Genomic DNA, 16,111 nt, shown 5'->3' on the forward strand with positions numbered 1-16,111 from the left:
CCTCAGCCGTACACCGACCGGTAGTACGCGACCGCGCCGGGGTGAAGAGGCACCGCGCCTGTGGAGATGGCGAACCGGGGCTCCAGCCGCGCACCCGCCGTCACCTCCCGCAGCAACACGCGCCACCGGTCGAACACCACTTGGAGCACTTCGCGCACCGCGGACCGCGGCACATCGGAACGGGACATCAGATAGTTACCGACACCGATGGTGCCCACAGGCTCCTTCAGACCGTACGCCCCGGCCGGAATCGTCACCGCCGTGTAGACGGGTCCATACCGCCCGCGCAGCGCGCTCACCTGCCGCTCCAGCGGCAGAAACCGCAGCGGCAGCTCGCGCGCCAGCCTCGACAGTGCGGGCGTCGGCACGCCGCCGGACCAGATGAGCGCGTCGACCGTGCCTTCACGCAGTGCCTTCACCGACGCGGCGAGTTCGAGCCGCCGCTCCCGCACCGACCGCTCGCCGGTCAAACCGGCCACCCGCAGCAGCCGCCCCGCCACCACCTGCACCCCGGAGCCTCTCCCGCCTGCGGCAACGGGCCTCCCTGCGAGATCGCTCAGCGAACGCACCGGTCCGTCCGCAGGCACGACCATGTGCGTGTAGTTGACATAGAGCCGGGCGAGCGCCGTCACCTGGGCCGGACGCGAGAACGGCTCCCGCCCCAGCACCGCGTCCTGCGCCGCATCCGCCATGGCCAGAGCGAGCTCCGCCGAGTCGTCGTCCAGCCTCCGCAGATTGTCCACGCTCGCCGAGGTACTTGTCGGTGCGATCCGCAGCCGTGGTGTGTTCTCGGTGACCGCCGTCGCCAGGGCCCTCCCGAAGGCGTTGTACGGCCCGCCCTCCGGCCCCGTCGCGAGCCGCAGCCGCTGTGCCGGCCCGGTGTCCTGGACGCACCCGGCAGCCAGGGCCACCCCGCCGAACCCGGCCCCGAGCACCCCGAGCATCCGTCTTCGGCTCACCATTGCGCTGGTCACCAGCGAAGGGTAACCACACCGGCGAGCCGCCGTGCGCCGCCCGCAGTGCCCTCTGCCTCACCGGAGCGTGGGGACGAGTGTCATTTACGCCAGATCTTCCGGTAGGCCGCGCGATAGCCGGACGGGTCCCAGGCCGTGGCTCCGCCGCTGTTGGCGGCCGTGGAGATATGGATCGGGGCGATGTATTCGCTGGGCTCCTGGCCGGAGAACGCCCGGTTGAACTCGTCGATGACCTGCCAGCCTTGTTGGGACAGCGGCTCGGGAACGGTGGCGGCCTGGTTCTGGTCGCTGTTGATGCGCTGGAAGGCCGAGGGGTCGCCATCGCCCGCTCCGATGTTGAAAGGCGGGCCGGAACCCGGCTTGCCGGCCGCGCGGAAGGCAGGGGCGGCGTCGGCGAAGTACAGGTCGTTGATGGCGATGGAGTGGGTCCATTCGTCCTGGAAGCGGGAGAGGAGGAAGGAGACCTCCTGGGGAGTGCGGCTGCTCGCGTCGGGGAGCGGGATGTTCTCGTACGACAGCAGCTTCGCGCCCGCGCAGGTGGAGAGCTCCTTCCTGATCAGCTCGGACTTGTGTTTGGCGAAAGGGATCGAGGCGTCGGTGAAGATGACGACCCCGGCGCGGCCGTCGGACTGTGAGATGACCCAGTCCGCGCTGATTCCGGCCACGTCCTCGACTCTCGTGGTGATGTTGGTGAAGAGCTTGGGCTTTTTGCTCGGGCCGGGGGCTGCGACCGCGTGCCAGCCGACCAGCGGAATGCCCGCCGCATCGGCTTCCGCGACCTGCCGCGCGGTCGATTCGGGGTCGAAGCCTCCGATGACGATGCCGGAGGGCTTGAGGGCAACGGCTTCGCTCAAGGCCGCCTGGATGCCGGCCGGAGTGCCTCCGCCATCGATCACCCGGACGTTCCAGCCGATGACCTTCGCGGCATCCCGCACGCCGTTCGCGACGCCTGCGACGCCCGGATTGGTCACCGTCTGCGCGACGTAGACGATGGTCCTCTTGCCGGATACCGCCGCGGGGCCGCTGGTCGGGCCGTTCCAGGGCACGTCGGCCTGCTCGGCACGCTTGACGGCCGCTTCGGCCCTGGCCAGAGTCCGGGGGCAGCTACCCGGAGACGGGCCTGTGGAGTCGCCGCGTTGGCAGCCGCCGGCGACGGCTGCTGCCAGCACGACGGCTGTGAGCGCGGCCTTGCCGTGCTTACGCCGCGGGCTGGTCATGGAGCGTTCCCAGGGGTGCCGTTGCCGCCTTCGGGCACCGCGGTCGGCGGCGTACCCGTCGATCCGCGGTCTGCGACGATGCCGGTTCGCAGCCGACGACGGGCGGAGTAGCCGGCCAGGCCGACGGCGATGAGAAGCGTGCCGCCGTTGAACAGGGGGACGACCCAGAACTGGGCACCGAGCTGCCCGATGCCGGTGAGGCCGATGGCGAGCACGGCGACGGCGACGACGGTCCCCAAGGCGTTGGGACGACCGGGTTTGATCGCGGTGGAGCCGAGCAGGGCGCCGACGAAGGCCGGCAGCAGGTAGTCGATGCCGACGCTGGGGTTCCCGATCTGTTGCTGGGCCGCGAGAAGCACGCCTGCGAAGCCGAAGATCAGCCCCGATCCGGCAAAGGCGTAGATCGAGTACCTGTGGGTTGGGATGCCGACGAGGTCGGCGGCGCGGGGGTTGGAGCCGATGACGTACATGTGCCGGCCGAGCGGCAGCCGCTCCAGCAGCAGCCAGAGGGCGGCCGCGAGGGCGAGGACGTAGAACGCGGGGAGCGGAAGGTCGAAGACCTTGGTGCCGTAGATGTCGGTGAATGCGGCCGGAAGGCCCTGTGGGGGCGGGACGATCCTGCCGCCGTTGGTGATCCAGCCGGTGAAGGCCAGCATGATGCTGCCGGTACCGAGCGTGGCGATGAAGGAATCGATTCGGGCGAACTCGACGATGACGCCGTTGAGGGCCCCGACAACCGTCCCCCCGAGGATCACGGCGAGGCAGACAAGCGGCCAGGTCCACCCCTCATTGACGACGAGTTGCATCACCATGACATGCGCCAGACCGAGACCGAAGCCGATGGACAGGTCGAACTTGCCGGTCACGATGGGAACCATCGCGCCGAGCGCGAGGACCGCCGGGATCGAGTGGTTGGACAGGGTCGCGGAGAGGTTGTCCGGCGTCGGGAACGTGTGGGGGAGAGCGATGGAGAAGACCAGGACGAGCAGGGCGGCCAGGGCCACGAGCCCGTAGGCGCCGATGAAGTGCGCCGCCGACCCGCCCGGCCCGGACGACCGCTTCAGCCGGGATCGGGGTGAGGAGGAGGTGGTCATCGGTCCGTCGCGGTTCCGGAAGCGGGCAGGGCCGAGGCCGCCCGGGTGAGTTCGGCGACGGTGAGGTCCGCACCACTCAGCTCGGCCGTCACGGCCCCGCGAACGAACACCAGGGCACGGCGGCACACACCCGCAACCTCCTCGAAGTCGCTGGAGATGAGCAGCACCGCGAGGCCGGCGGCCAGCGCGTCGTCGAGCAGGCGGTGGATCGCGGCCTTGGCCCCGACATCCACGCTGGCGGTCGGCTCCTCCAGGATCAGCAGGCGCATGCCCAGCCGCAGCCATCGTCCGACCACGACCTTCTGCTGGTTGCCGCCGGACAGGGTGGCGATGGGGACCTCGCTGTCGCGGGGCCATACCGAAAACCGTTCGATCAACGTCCTGGCCTCGGCGCGCTCGCGCCGAGGACTGATCCAGCGCAGCGCCCGGATGCCGCCTGCGCGCGGGTTGGCCAGGAGGTTCTCGCGCACGGTCAGTTCGACGGCGCATCCCTCTTCCAGCCTGTTGCCGGTCACGAAGCCGACACCGCGGCCTACGGCGGCGGCAACCGAACGGGGGTGGTACAGGCGACCGTCGAGTAGCGCCCGCCCGGCGAGGAGCGGCCGGGAGCCGGCCAGGGCACGCCCCAGCTCCATATGACCGGCGCCGGTAAGCCCCACCAGCCCCAGCACTTCCCCCGCATGCAGCTCCAGCCCGACCGGTCCGGCCCTCGCGGTGCGTACGCCGTCGAGGGCGAGGACGGCCCGGCTTTCTGCGGGGAGGGCGGCGGGGCGGTGAGGGATCAATTCACCGCCCACGATGTCGTGCACCAGGCGGGCAGGGCTGTGGCCCGCCAGCGGCCCCCGGCTGATGAGCCGGCCGTCGCGCAGAACCGCGAAGGCGTCGGCGACCCTGTAGACCTCGTCCAGGCGGTGGGTGACGTAGAGGATGCCGTGGCCTCGGTCCCGCAGGGTGTGCAGCACGGCGAACAGACGGGCACAGTCCGCGACCGGGAGGCTGGCGGTCGGCTCGTCGAGGACGATGAGCTGCGCCCGTGTCGCCAGGGCGCGGGCGATGGCGACCAGCGAGCGCTCGGCAGGAGCGAGGTCGGCGATCCTGGCGTCGGCGTCGAGATGGCCGGCGACGACCCCCAGCACCTCGACGCAACGCTGCCGGGTCCGACGCCAGGAGATCAGTCCGCCACGGCGCGGATAGCCAGTGCCCAGCGCGATGTTCTCGGCGACCGTCATCCAGTCCACGAGACCGAGGTCCTGGTGGATGAAGGACATGCTTCGAGAGGCGGCCGCGGTCCCGAGCGGATGCCCGGCCACGGTCACCTCTCCTTCGTCGGCGCGGTGGATGCCGCTGAGGACTTTGATGAGGGTGGACTTTCCTGCTCCGTTGGGACCGAGAAGCGCGAGGATGCTGCCCCCGTGGATGTCCAGGTCAACCGCGTCCAGAGCGAGGGTTCCGCCGAAGTGCTTGCTGAGACCGCGAATGCGGGCGAGAGGATCCGCACCGAAGCACGTGGATGCGGTCACGGAGGAGTCGGCGGGAGAGTCGGGGGCGTCATGCACGGATTTCTCCGGGGTCGGCCTGTACTGATGAGACCCATTACCGCACTGCCGGCCCGCCTGCTGGGCGCGCCACGCGACGCTATGGCATGTCGATGGCGCATTCGACCCAGATGACCTTGCCGCCGGGGGTGTAGCGCGTGCCCCAGGTCTTGGCCAGCTGCGCGACGAGGAACAGGCCACGGCCTCCCTCATCGGTGGTGGCCGCACGGCGCAGGTGCGGCGCTGTGCTCTTGGTGTCGGAGACCTCGCAGATCAAGGTGCGGCCGTGGATCAGGCGCACTTGGATCGGCCCGCTGCCGTGCCGGATGGCGTTGGTGACCAGCTCGCTGAGCAGCAATTCCACGACGAACGCGGACTCGTCCAGCCCCCATTCCGTCAGCTGCCGGAGGGCGTCGGCACGGACATCGGCCACCAGAGCCGGGTCGGCGGGCAGGTCCTGGGTGAAGATCCGGTCGGCGTCCAGAGCGTGAGTGCGGGCGACGAGCAGCGCGATGTCGTCGCTGGGGTGGGCGGGTGCCGCGGTCTCCAGGACTGTTTCACAGGTGTCCTCGGGCGCGCGGTCCGGGTGAGACAGGCATCCGCGCAGCTGGTCGAGGGCCACGTCGATGTCCTGCTGCCGGTTCTCGATGAGCCCGTCGGTGTAGAGGACCAGCTGGCTGTGGTCGGGGAGGTCGATCTCGGCGGTCTCGAAGGGCAGGCCGCCCAGGCCGAGAGGCGGTCCGGCGGGCAGATCGGGAAACGTCACGGTGCCGTCGGGGCCGACGAGTGCGGGCGGCGGATGGCCCGCGCGGGCCATCGTGCACCGCTGCGTGGTGGGGTCGTAGATGGCGTACAGACATGTGGCGCCGATGCAGCCGGTGCTGTCGTAGGGAGTCTTGTCGCACTCCTCCTGGTCGAGGCGCGCCACCAATTTGTCGAGGTGGGTGAGGACTTCGTCCGGACTGAGGTCGAGTTCGGCGAAGTTGTGTGCCGCGGTACGCAGTCGGCCCATGTTCGCGGCGGAGTGCATTCCATGGCCGACGACGTCACCGATGACCAGGGCGACGCGGGTGCTGGAGAGGGGAATCACGTCGTACCAGTCGCCGCCCACCCAGGACTCCGCGGGCAGATAGCGATGAGCAACCTCAACAGCGTCCTGATCGGGCAGCCCCTGGGGGAGCAGGCTGCGCTGCAGGGCCAGGACCATGGAGTGTTCGCGTGTGTAGCGGCGGGCGTTGTCGATGCTGAGGGCCGCCCGGGTCGCCAGTTCCTGGGCCAGCGAACGGTCGTCGTCCCCGAAGGGCGCGGGGTCCTGAGAGCGGTAGAAGGCGGCGATGCCCAGGACGACACCGCGGGCGACGAGAGGCACGGCGATGAGGGAGTGGACGTGGCCGAGGAGCCGTTCGGTCAGCTCGGGGTCCTGGGTGAGCCAGGCCGCTGCGGCTTTCAGATCGGGTTCCAGCACCGCCTGACCGCTGGTCAGGCACCGCAGGTGGGGCGTGGTCGGGCTGAAGTCGACCCGCTTGCCCACCGGGAAGAAGGGGCAGTCGTCGCGGATACCGTGCACCACCGTGCGCAGCAGGTCGGCACGGGGGTCGGCGGATTCCTCACCCCGCACTACCGCCTCGGGCAGGTCGATGGTGACGAAGTCGGCCAACTGCGGGACGGCGGTCTCGGCGAGTTCCTGGGCGGTGCGGCGCACATCCAGCGTGGTGCCTATGCGGGTGCTCGCCTCGGAGAGCAGTTCCAGGCGGCGCCGGGCCGCGACGGCGAACGACGCCACTTCCGGCTCACCCACCAGCACCAGACCTCCGGCCGGGACGTCTGCGCTGTCACCCGCCGTGCTGCCGGGACCGGCAGTCGCGGCCTCCAGGCCGGGAGCAGTGTCAGGAACATGTTCGGCTGACGGAGCGGCGGGGATGACCAGGGCATGCTCGGCATGGAGGCCGGGCGGCTCGGCCCGGTGCGGGACATCGGGGCGCCGCCCAGGTGAGCCATCGGGGACGATGGCCTCCACGGCGATGCCCTCCGACCTGGAAGGACTCGTCACCGGGCGAGCCACGAGGGTGACCCGCCGGCCGCGGGACAGGGCCACCTCAACGGCGCCCCGCTGCCCCGAGGCGAGCAGTTCGGCGGCCTTCCCCCTCAGTGTCGCCTCATCATCCTGGTCCAGCCGCTGTGCCAGGTCATCCACGCCGATGGACGGGCTGGTGCCTGGCGGCTCGCCGGTCCGTGCCCGGCGTGTGGCATCGAGGTATGCCTGCAACAGGCCGTGCTCCCGCGCCGAACTCTGCTCCAGCAGCCTTCGCTCGATGGCTTCGGCTGCTTTGCGTGTCAGGGTTGCCAGCGCCGGGTTCGCGATGCTCCGCGGATAGCCGAGACACAGAATGCCCTCGATACGCCCGCTGAGCGGGTCGCGGACCGGAATCGCGGAGCAGGCATTGGATTGAGAGCGTTCGGCGAAGTGCTCCGCACCGTAGACCGTGACGAGTTGGCGCTCGGCGAGTGCGAGACCGATGCCGTTGGTGCCGGCGAACTGCTCGGCGAACACGGCCCCCGGAATGCTCTGGAACGGCGGGAGGGTCCTTGCCATGGACGGTTCTCCGAATCGGCGTTGGAGAACCGTGCCGCGCCCATCGGCAAGGGCGATGTTCATCTGGCTGCCGGCGAGCCTCGATCGCAGCTGGTCGAGCACGGGACTTGCCGCGCGGACTAGCCGACCCTCCGGATCGAAGTCCTGCCGGAAAGGAAGCTCGGACTGCTCCGGTGACAGGCCCAGAGACCGGCTGCGCTGCCACGAATTCAAGATCGGGTTGCGCACCCCTGTCTCGACCGGCTCACCCTGCAGAAACCGTTCGCGGACACGTGCGGGCCCCGCGTCGTCTGCCGCAAGCCGCACCTGCATCGGGTTCTCACCGGGCCTCACCATGGTTGGCCTCGCTCACGATCGCATACCCTGCATTCTCAAGAATATCGTGATATTGCCGCAGAAGCGGGTCGTGGAGAAGGGCGATGGGTGCCTATCGGAGTCTTGGAGTTACGTTCGGTAACTTCGGCTCTCTGGATACCAACCACGCGTCCGTCGGACCCGGCTGATGTCGCACGCAGGTGTGACAGCGGCTTCTCGGGGCAGATCCGGGGCAGCCGACTACCGGCCGTGGCAGCATCGATACCCACGGCGTGATCCCGCGCGCGGTGAGGCGCTGCGCGTGCTCCGGCGAGGAGACGTCGCAGTGCTCGATCCGGTGCCGTGGGTCGAGCCTGCAGCGGCAAGGCGGCTCCGGGCAAGGCGGTGCCGGTTGAAGGAACGAGCGGATCCTCTTGCGGACCGTATGTGACGCAATGTAACGGGACCTGCTCACGGCGGGTCCGATTCCGCGTCCTGGCAACCGAACCGGGCCGCAGCCCGTCTAACAGAGCGAATGGCCGCCCCTTGGGCGGAGTAACCCGCACGGAGTCCTTGAAACAAGGGCACTCGTGCCAACAGACGTGTGCGGGGTCGGCGTTCGACCAGCGTCGGCCCCGTAGCAGCACGCGCGGCACCGCAGCCGCGCGGGAAGGGGGGTTGTGCGGGGATGCCGTCGCCCTCCGCACAGCAGGAGGAGATGTCATGCGACCGTTCGCGTTGAAGTACGCCCGGCCGGCCGTGCCCCCGCCCAACGTGGCTCCGTACGGCTACGACGCCGCCCGGCAATTGAACGTCCTGCCTGACGGGCGCCCGGCCGTAGCCGACCGCGACCTGCTGCTGGCGGTCGGAACCACCACCTCCACGGCCGGTTCCAAGACGCACTTCGACGACTGACGGCCCGCCCATGACAGTGCTCATCCTGACCTGTCCGGAGGACGTGACCGCGGACATGGTGGTGTCTGTCCTGAACGACCAGGGCGTGCCGGTCGTACGCCTGGACCCCGCCGATCTCCCGGGCGAGGTGGCCATGTCGGCGGAGTATGTGAAGGGGGACTTCGACGGCCATCTGTCGTTCGGCGGCCGGGTGCTGAGCATGAGCGGGCTGCGGTCGATCTGGGTCCGCAGGCCCGGCACGCCCGCGGCACACTCGGCTGATCGCTCCACGTGGCTCACGGCCGAGTCCCAGCAGGCCCTGTACGGAACCCTGTATTCCACGAGGGCCCGCTGGATGAATCATCCGGTTGCCGCCGCGCAGGCCCGTTACAAGCCGTGGCAGTTGCGCGTCGCCCACGCCAGCGGCTTCGCCGTGCCGCCCACCGTGATCACGACCTATCCGAAGATTGCACGCGAGTTCGCGGCCGAGCACCGGGATCTTGTGGTGAAGCCCGTCTCCGGCACGCATCCTGCCGACCCGCCGATGGCTCTGCCCACGACGCGTATCGGCCCGGACGCGGACTTCGCGGGGGTCGCCGCCGCCCCCACGCTCCTGCAACGGTGGGTGCCCAAGCGTGCGGACATCCGTCTGACCTGTGTCGGAGACGAGATGTTCGCCGCCCGGAAGTCATCCGGTCCCGAGCAGGTGGACATTCGATTCGACGATGACGGTGGCGCTTGGGAGCCACACGAGGTTCCGGCCCGCATCGCCGAGGCCGTCCGGTCCTACCTGCACGCCACCCAACTCGCCTACGGCGCCTTCGACTTCGCTGTGGACGAGGACGGCACCTGGTGGTTTCTGGAGTGCAACCAGGGCGGGCAGTTCGGCTTCATCCAGCTGGAGACCGGGCAGCCCATCGCCGAAGCCGTCGCAGCCCGTCTGGCATCTACCTCAGCGCCCTGAAGGTTCCCGCACCTGGTCGGCTGTGGAAAGGCACCGGCCTCGAAAGGCGCCGGCCGCCGAGCTCGACCAGCTTCCGTGCCGGCGCGTGAACCCGGACAGCGGCTTGCCCTCCGCATCGGCGAGCGTGCCGAGAACCGACACCGCCCGCGTCTACGGTGGATCGAATGACCCGCAGCAGCCCAGCGTCTTCCTCGCCCGCTCCCTCATCCCCGCCGCGAGTGCCCCCGGACAACGGACCCCCGGTGACGCGTGAAGAGTTCGACCGCGTTTTCGACCAGGTCCGAACCTGGGGCCGGTGGAGCGAGGCGGACCGTGGCGCGTGGAACCGCGTCACACCGGATGTGTCCCGCGGTGCCGCGGCTTTGGTACGTACCGGGACTGCCGTGACCCTGGCCCTGCCGTGGAACACCGTGCCCGGGCCTGACAACGCCAAGCCCGCGCTGCACCACATGACCGACCTGGGGGACATCGAGGTCCCGGAGCCGTCCACGCACAAGGACTTCATCGCCGTCGACTACCACGGCAAGGCGGTCAGTCACCTGGATGCCCTCTCGCACATCGCCTATCGCGGGAACCTCTACGACGGGCGAGCGGCGCGGCAGGTCATCGACGCGGGCGGCGCCCGCTTCGGGGCGGTGGACCGGCTCGGCACACTCGTCACCCGCGGAGTCCTGCTCGATCTGCCACTCACCTGGGGCGTGGAGTGGCTCGAACCCGGCCAGGCTGTCCATCCCGAGGCGGTGCTCGCCGCCGAGAAGCGGTTGAAGGCCGAAATCCGCGAGGGCGACGCGGTGTTGCTGCGGACCGGCCACCACCGGCGCCGCCGGGAGCTCGGCCCGTGGGACCCCTCCGCGGCGAGCGCGGGCTTCCACATCGACGCCATGCCGCTGTTCGCCGAGCGCGGCATCGCGCTGCTGGGCGGAGACGGCGACAGCGACGTACGGCCCTCTCCGGTGGAAGGGCTTCATTCACCGGTGCACGCCCTTGCCATCGCCGCCATGGGCGTGCCGCTGCTCGACAATCTCGACCTCGAGACACTCGCCGCGGCCTGCGCGGAGGCCGGCCGCTACGAGTTCATGGTGGTCGTGGCCCCGCTCAACATCCCCGGCGGCACGGGCTCACCGGTCAATCCCGTGGCGATCCTCTGACGCCTGGCTCCACGGCATTCCTGAATGAACCGACAGAGACGAGTCGGCCTCAGGCCAGTGTCAGCAGGACCCCGTTTGTCCTGGGCAGTCTGTTCACGTTCCCCTCCGCGGTCAAAGATCCGGAAGCTCGCGACTTCCAGGGTGCGGACGGACCATACAACTGCTGTGCAGTCCAGGGATGTGCAGTGAGCGCCAGGTTGGGACGACTGCGTACAGGGGTTCCCTCGGGGCAGAGCCCGTACGGCGGGCCTGCGTCCTGGAGAAGCGAACCGCCGCCGTTGCCTCGGCACCGCCGTGGCCGCCGCGGAACGGTCGGTGTGCTCAGTGATCGGCTGCCCGGTCTGCGGATCCGTCCGTGACGTAGCCGAGTTGCTTGTCGACCACGTTGTGCAGGGGGCGGCCGTCGATCCAGCGCGTGAGGTTGTCCAGGAACAGGTCCGCCAAGTCCCCGCGCCAGTCGGTCACTTCTCCTGCCGTGTGCGGGGAAACGATGACGCCGGGCAGGTCCCACAGCGGCGAGGCGGCGGGCAGCGGCTCCTGCGTGAAGACGTCCAGTGCCGCGCCCGCCAGCCTGCCGTCGGCCAGGGCGTCGGTGAGCGCCTGTTCGTCGACCAGCGGCCCACGACCGACGTTGACCAGGCGGGCTCCCGGTCTCATGGCCGCCAGCACGGAGGCGTCGACCATGCCCCGCGTGGCCGGGGTCAACGGGGCCGCAAGGACGACGTAGTCCGCCTCGCCCAGCGCGGCGCGCAAGCTCGTAGGACCGTGGACCGTCCCGAAGTCGGGATCAGCGGTGCGCGCGGTGCGGCCCGCGCCGCTGACCCGCATTCCGGCCGCGCGCAACAGGCGGGCGCTGGCGCGGCCGACGGCTCCGGTACCCCAGACTAGGACCGAGCGACCGCCGATCCGCTCGCTGTCGCGCGGGCGCCATTCACGCCGCCGCTGGTGTTCCGACGTGCCGGGGAAATCCTTGGCCATGCACAGGATCAGTCCGAGTACGTATTCGGCGATGGGCTCGTCGTAGACGCCACGTGAGTTGGTGAGCACAGTCGGTGAGCCGGTCAGCGCGGGGAAGAGGTAGGGGTCCACACCGGCGGCGGCCACATGTACCCAGCGGGGGGCCTTCGCGGGATCAGCGGGCCACGATGCGGCCACCGCGGGGGAGAGGGGCCACCAGGCGAGCAGGATGTCCGCGCCGGGGAGGAACAGCGGCAACTCCTCCTCGGTGACGTACACGGTCTCCGCGAGGCATTCGAACCGATCCCGGTTCGGTGGCAGGTGGTCCTTGTGCAGCACGATCAACCGGTCAGCCATGCCTTCCTCCGGCAAAGAGGGCGGGACAGTCGTACCCCTGGAATTCGTCGAGCCCGCACAGGAAGGCCACCGTGCGCGGTGGGACACCTGGAGTGAACGGTTGCACGGCATGTCTCCCTCGGACATGAGCGGGCTGGAGGGACACCTCCAGCCTCGCCACAGCGTCTTTCCGGAGGCAACGAGCGAACTGTTCGCATCGGGGCCGCATTGTGGACGGTTTGTTCCGGGCTGCGGCCCGGAGCAGCCGGAGACGCGGGAAGACAGAGTGTCCACCAGCCGACGTGCGGTGGAACACAGTGGACGTTGACTGCGGCCTGGGGCTGAACGAAGGTGAGGGCCATCCGAAAACGGGTCAACGGTGCCCCTGGAGCAGACCCAGCTCCCCTCCCCGCCTACAACGCCGTGCACACCCGTGAACACCGCAGTACCGGCCCGGCGCCTCCTCCCTTCCCCAGGAACTTCCCCAGGAGTCCGACCATGCCTCTGCCCGGAACATCCAGCGACACGAGCAGACCCCCGACAACGAGCCTCGACGACGCCCCCGTCACTCCCTTTCACCGCAGGCTGGTCGCCGTCGCCATGGGCGGACCGTTCTGCGACGGCTATCTGCTCGGCGTCATGGGCGTCGCGCTCAGCCTGATCACCCCGGCCCTGAAGCTCGACACGCTGTGGAGCGGGCTCATCGCCGCTTCCGTGCTCGTCGGCGTCTTCCTCGGTGGCGCGATCTTCGGTCCGATCACCGACCGCGTGGGGCGCCACCTGATGTACGTGCTCAACCTCGCGGCGTTCGCGGTCCTTTCCGCCGCGCAGTTCTTCGTCACCGAGGCCTGGCAGCTGCTGGTGCTCAGGCTGCTCATCGGCATCGCCATCGGTGCCGACTACCCGATCGCCTCCGCTCTGACGACCGAGCTGGTGCCGCGTCGGATGCGTGGTCCCGCTTTGTCAGGTCTTGTGGTGGCCTGGTGGGTCGGCTACGGCCTGAGCTACTGGGTCGGCTGGGCGCTGCTCAACGTCGGCGACGACTCGTGGCGCTGGATGCTCGCCTCCGGAGCGATACCGGCCGTGATCTTCTTCTTCATGCGGACCGGGATACCCGAATCGCCCCGGTGGCTGGCCTCCCGCGGACGTGTGGAAGAGGCCCGGGAAGTCGTCCGCCGCCATCTCGGCCGGGACGTCAGCGCGGAGGAGTTGCTGTCCGAGGGTCAGGACCAGCGCGGCGGCTCGGGGCTGGGCAACCTGCTGGAGGTCTTCCGGCGCGGTTACGCCGTACCCGTGGTGTTCTGTTCACTGTTCTGGATCTGCCAGGTCGCACCGGCCTTCGCCGTCCGGTCCTTCCAGCCGCAGATGCTCGAATCCTTCGGCGTGACGGGAACGATCGGCGCCAGCGCGCTGATCACCACGATCGCCGTAGTCGGGACGGCAATCGGACTGCTCGTGGTCAACTGGATGGGCCGGCGCCCCCTGCTCATCAGCAGTTTCCTTTGCGTCGCCGTCTCACTGGTCGCCCTGATCGTGCTGCCGTCGCACCTCGCCATCCTGATCGTCGCCCTCTTCGCCGCCTTCCAGTTCTTCGAGGCTGCCGGCAGCGGACTGCAGTTCGTGTATCCCAGCGAGCTGTTCCCCACCGACCTGCGGGCCACCGGCGTCGGTATCGCCACCGCGATGAGCCGGGTCGGGTCGGCCTCCAGCACGTTCCTGCTGCCGATGGCCACCGCCGATCTGGGGGTCCGCGGGACGCTCGCCGTCGGCGCGGTGATCACCCTCATCGGTTTGCTGGTCTCGGTCTTCATGGCCCCTGAAACGAAACACCTCGGCCTGGTGGAAGCCAGCAGCCGCGCCTGAGCACCTTCTTCCCTCGTACTTCCCTCATTCCTGAAAGGACTTCCCATGCGCAAGGTCGTGTCGTTCGACTGCTACCGCACACTCATCAACTTCGACACCAAGAGCGCTACCCACGAGATCGTCAAGGACCGGCTGGCCGAGGCGGGTGTCGACGCCGAGCAGTTCCACCACGACGCGTACGTCATGCGGTTCCAGGGCGTCGTGGACGGATACCGGCCCTACCGCGAGGTCGTCCGCCGCACGCTGCGTTCCGTCATGCTGCTCCACGGACTGGAGTACCAGGACGAGGACGGCGACGCGCTGATCGAGGCCATCAAGAAGTTCCAGCCCTTCCGGGAAGTCCCCGAAGCGCTGCGCCGTCTGAAGAGCGCGTACGACATCGCGATCCTCTCCAACAGCGAGGACGACCTGATCACCTACGCCGTCGACGCTCTGGGCGTGGAGTTCGACTACGTCCTCACCGCCGAGCAGGCCGGCGCCTACAAGCCGTTGCCGGAGGCGTTCGAGTACCTGATGAAGGCCACAGAGCGCGGCCCCGAGGACATCATCCACGCCGCCCAAGGCTGGGAGTACGACATCATGCCGACCAAGCGGTACGCGGGCATGCGGCGGATCTGGGTGAACCGGTACGGCTTCCAGGGCTCGGACGCCTTCCAGCCGTACGAGGAGATCTCGGACCTCTCGGAACTGCCCGGCCTGCTCGGGGTCTGACAGGTCTGCCTCCTTCAGCCCCGCGCACCCAGCGAGAGGAACGCATGACCGCCAGAGCTGATCTTCCGGCGCCGATCAACGGCCGCATCGCCCACTGGTTCGCCGAGGTTCCGGAACCGCGCCCGTCACTGCCCGGCGACCGTGACGCGGACGTGTGCGTCATCGGCGCCGGACTGACCGGGCTGTGGACCGCGTACTACCTGAAACAGGCCGATCCCGCACTGCGGATCACCGTGCTGGAGGCCGAGTTCGCCGGATTCGGCGCTTCCGGCCGCAACGGAGGCTGGGCCTCCGGACTCGTCCCCGGGGCCCGCGACCGGCTGGCCGACCTCCGCGGCCGTTCCGCGGTGCTCGACTGGCAGAAGGCGATGAACGAGGCTGTGGACGAGGTGATCGCGGTCGCCGCCCGCGAGGGCATCGACGCCGACATCGTCAAGAGCGGCACCCTGCGCGTCGCACGCACCCCGGCTCAGGCGACGCGGCTGCGCCACAAGGTCGAGCAGGACCACCAGTGGGGAGTCACCGACTCCGTGCTGCTCAGCCCGGACGAGGCCGCCGAGCGCATCCGCATCGACGGGATGACGGCAGCAGCCTTCACCCCGCACTGCGCCCGGCTGCAACCGGCGGCCCTGGTGAGGGGCCTCGCCGACACCGTCGAACGACTGGGTGTCACGATCTACGAGAAGTCCCCGGTCAGCGTCATCGAGCCGGGACGCGCGCGCACCGTGCACGGCACCGTCAGCGCACCCGTCGTCCTCCGCGCCACCGAAGGGTTCACCGCCTCCCTCAGGGGCCTTCGGCGTGCCTGGCTGCCGATGAACAGCTCGATGCTCGTCACCGAACCGCTGACCGCACAGACCTGGCAGGAGATCGGCTGGGACGGCCGGGAGACGCTTGGCGACACTGCCCACGGCCATATGTACGCCCAGCGCACGGCGGACGACAGGATCGCGATCGGCGGGCGCGGAGTCCCCTATCGCTTCGGGTCCCGTACCGATGACGCCGGGCGGGTCAGCGAGCGCACCGTCACCCAGCTCATGCGCACGCTGGAGGGGATGCTGCCCCAGACGGCGGGGGCCCGCGTCGACCACACGTGGTGCGGGGTGCTCGCCGTGCCCCGCGACTGGTCCGCCACGGTCGGCCTGGACCGGGCCAGCGGGATCGGCTGGGCGGGCGGCTACGTCGGCCATGGCGTGACGTCAACCAACCTCGCCGCGCGCACCCTGACCGACCTGGTGCTCAAGAGGGACACGCGGCTCACGCGACTACCCTGGACGGGGCACGAGCCGGGACGTTGGGAGCCGGAGCCGTTCCGCTGGCTCGGGGTGCGTGGCCTGTATCTCGCCTACCGCCTCGCCGACCGGCACGAGGCGCGCGGGCGCACCCGCACCTCGCCCATCGCGACCGTCGCCGACCTCATCGCCCGGCGTCCTTGAGGACGAGTGCCGCCGGCTCCCGGAGACCTGGGCCGCTCGGAAACCAGACCGCCCGGAGACCTGGACGCCGACGGCATGCGGCCTGCGAAGATGAG

Annotated in this window: 12 protein-coding genes; 6 read left to right on the forward strand and 6 right to left on the reverse strand. The window is 69.6% G+C overall.

The annotated features are described in order from the left end of the window. Nucleotides 1-2: 2 nt before the first annotated feature. The 5 genes from ACTWQF_RS08710 to ACTWQF_RS08730 form a co-directional block, all read right to left on the reverse strand. Complete coding sequence (locus tag ACTWQF_RS08710; protein ID WP_443278604.1) at nt 3-974, reverse strand: TAXI family TRAP transporter solute-binding subunit; 972 nt, start codon at nt 972-974, stop codon at nt 3-5. 80 nt (nt 975-1,054) lie between these two features. Then, nucleotides 1,055-2,191, reverse strand: coding sequence for a substrate-binding domain-containing protein (locus ACTWQF_RS08715; protein WP_443278605.1), 1,137 nt, complete (start codon nt 2,189-2,191; stop codon nt 1,055-1,057). Next, a complete protein-coding gene (locus tag ACTWQF_RS08720) occupies nt 2,188-3,285 on the reverse strand; it encodes an ABC transporter permease (RefSeq protein ID WP_443278606.1) in 1,098 nt (365 codons plus the stop codon). The genes ACTWQF_RS08715 and ACTWQF_RS08720 overlap by 4 nt, the downstream gene beginning before the upstream one ends. Next, nucleotides 3,282-4,841 carry a sugar ABC transporter ATP-binding protein gene (locus ACTWQF_RS08725; protein WP_443278607.1) on the reverse strand — a complete coding sequence of 520 codons (1,560 nt, stop codon included), beginning with the start codon at nt 4,839-4,841 and terminating at the stop codon, nt 3,282-3,284. The genes ACTWQF_RS08720 and ACTWQF_RS08725 overlap by 4 nt, the downstream gene beginning before the upstream one ends. A gap of 79 nt (nt 4,842-4,920) precedes the next feature. Beyond that, entirely contained in the window at nt 4,921-7,749 is a 2,829-nt protein-coding gene (locus ACTWQF_RS08730) for a SpoIIE family protein phosphatase (protein ID WP_443278608.1), read from the reverse strand. Nucleotides 7,750-8,430: 681 nt separating this feature from the next. On the opposite strand from ACTWQF_RS08730, the gene tgmA reads away from it, so the two are divergent. The 3 genes from tgmA (at nt 8,431) to ACTWQF_RS08745 (ending at nt 10,713) form a co-directional block, all read left to right on the forward strand. Continuing rightward, a complete protein-coding gene (tgmA, locus tag ACTWQF_RS08735; protein WP_443278609.1) occupies nt 8,431-8,622 on the forward strand; it encodes a putative ATP-grasp-modified RiPP in 192 nt (63 codons plus the stop codon). A 10-nt stretch (nt 8,623-8,632) separates the two neighbouring features. After that, nucleotides 8,633-9,565: an ATP-grasp ribosomal peptide maturase gene (gene tgmB / locus ACTWQF_RS08740; protein ID WP_443278610.1), complete on the forward strand. Its 933-nt coding sequence runs from the start codon at nt 8,633-8,635 to the stop codon at nt 9,563-9,565. Nucleotides 9,566-9,729: 164 nt separating this feature from the next. Beyond that, a complete protein-coding gene (locus ACTWQF_RS08745; RefSeq protein ID WP_443278611.1) occupies nt 9,730-10,713 on the forward strand; it encodes a cyclase family protein in 984 nt (327 codons plus the stop codon). A 321-nt stretch (nt 10,714-11,034) separates the two neighbouring features. Here ACTWQF_RS08745 and ACTWQF_RS08750 read toward each other — a convergent pair whose 3' ends face one another. Further along, nucleotides 11,035-12,027, reverse strand: a complete 993-nt coding sequence (locus ACTWQF_RS08750) for a D-2-hydroxyacid dehydrogenase (RefSeq protein ID WP_443278612.1) — start codon at nt 12,025-12,027, stop codon at nt 11,035-11,037. A gap of 477 nt (nt 12,028-12,504) precedes the next feature. On the opposite strand from ACTWQF_RS08750, the gene ACTWQF_RS08755 reads away from it, so the two are divergent. Genes ACTWQF_RS08755 through ACTWQF_RS08765 form a run of 3 tightly spaced genes read left to right on the forward strand, consistent with a single transcriptional unit; the run spans nt 12,505 to nt 16,016 of the window. Continuing rightward, on the forward strand, nt 12,505-13,869 hold the full coding sequence (locus ACTWQF_RS08755) for an MFS transporter (protein WP_443278613.1): 1,365 nt from the start codon (nt 12,505-12,507) through the stop codon (nt 13,867-13,869). A 45-nt stretch (nt 13,870-13,914) separates the two neighbouring features. After that, a complete protein-coding gene (locus ACTWQF_RS08760; RefSeq protein WP_443278614.1) occupies nt 13,915-14,580 on the forward strand; it encodes an HAD-IA family hydrolase in 666 nt (221 codons plus the stop codon). Nucleotides 14,581-14,624: 44 nt separating this feature from the next. Further along, nucleotides 14,625-16,016, forward strand: a complete 1,392-nt coding sequence (locus tag ACTWQF_RS08765; RefSeq protein WP_443278615.1) for an NAD(P)/FAD-dependent oxidoreductase — start codon at nt 14,625-14,627, stop codon at nt 16,014-16,016. The last annotated feature ends 95 nt before the right edge of the window (nt 16,017-16,111 follow it).

Origin of the sequence: Streptomyces sp. 8N114, assembly GCF_052245835.1 — a bacterium.
Lineage (GTDB): Bacteria > Actinomycetota > Actinomycetes > Streptomycetales > Streptomycetaceae > Streptomyces.

Excerpts from the sequence above, each read along its gene's own strand:
- ACTWQF_RS08760 (WP_443278614.1), top strand. The coding sequence starts at position 13,915 with ATGCGCAAGGTCGTGTCGTTCGACTGCTACCGCACACTCATCAACTTC.
- tgmA (WP_443278609.1), top strand. The coding sequence starts at position 8,431 with ATGCGACCGTTCGCGTTGAAGTACGCCCGGCCGGCCGTGCCCCCGCCC.
- tgmB (WP_443278610.1), top strand. The coding sequence starts at position 8,633 with ATGACAGTGCTCATCCTGACCTGTCCGGAGGACGTGACCGCGGACATG.
- ACTWQF_RS08720 (WP_443278606.1), bottom strand. The coding sequence starts at position 3,285 with ATGACCACCTCCTCCTCACCCCGATCCCGGCTGAAGCGGTCGTCCGGG.
- ACTWQF_RS08715 (WP_443278605.1), bottom strand. The coding sequence starts at position 2,191 with ATGACCAGCCCGCGGCGTAAGCACGGCAAGGCCGCGCTCACAGCCGTC.
- ACTWQF_RS08750 (WP_443278612.1), bottom strand. The coding sequence starts at position 12,027 with ATGGCTGACCGGTTGATCGTGCTGCACAAGGACCACCTGCCACCGAAC.
- ACTWQF_RS08765 (WP_443278615.1), top strand. The coding sequence starts at position 14,625 with ATGACCGCCAGAGCTGATCTTCCGGCGCCGATCAACGGCCGCATCGCC.
- ACTWQF_RS08745 (WP_443278611.1), top strand. The coding sequence starts at position 9,730 with ATGACCCGCAGCAGCCCAGCGTCTTCCTCGCCCGCTCCCTCATCCCCG.
- ACTWQF_RS08730 (WP_443278608.1), bottom strand. The coding sequence starts at position 7,749 with ATGGTGAGGCCCGGTGAGAACCCGATGCAGGTGCGGCTTGCGGCAGAC.
- ACTWQF_RS08755 (WP_443278613.1), top strand. The coding sequence starts at position 12,505 with ATGCCTCTGCCCGGAACATCCAGCGACACGAGCAGACCCCCGACAACG.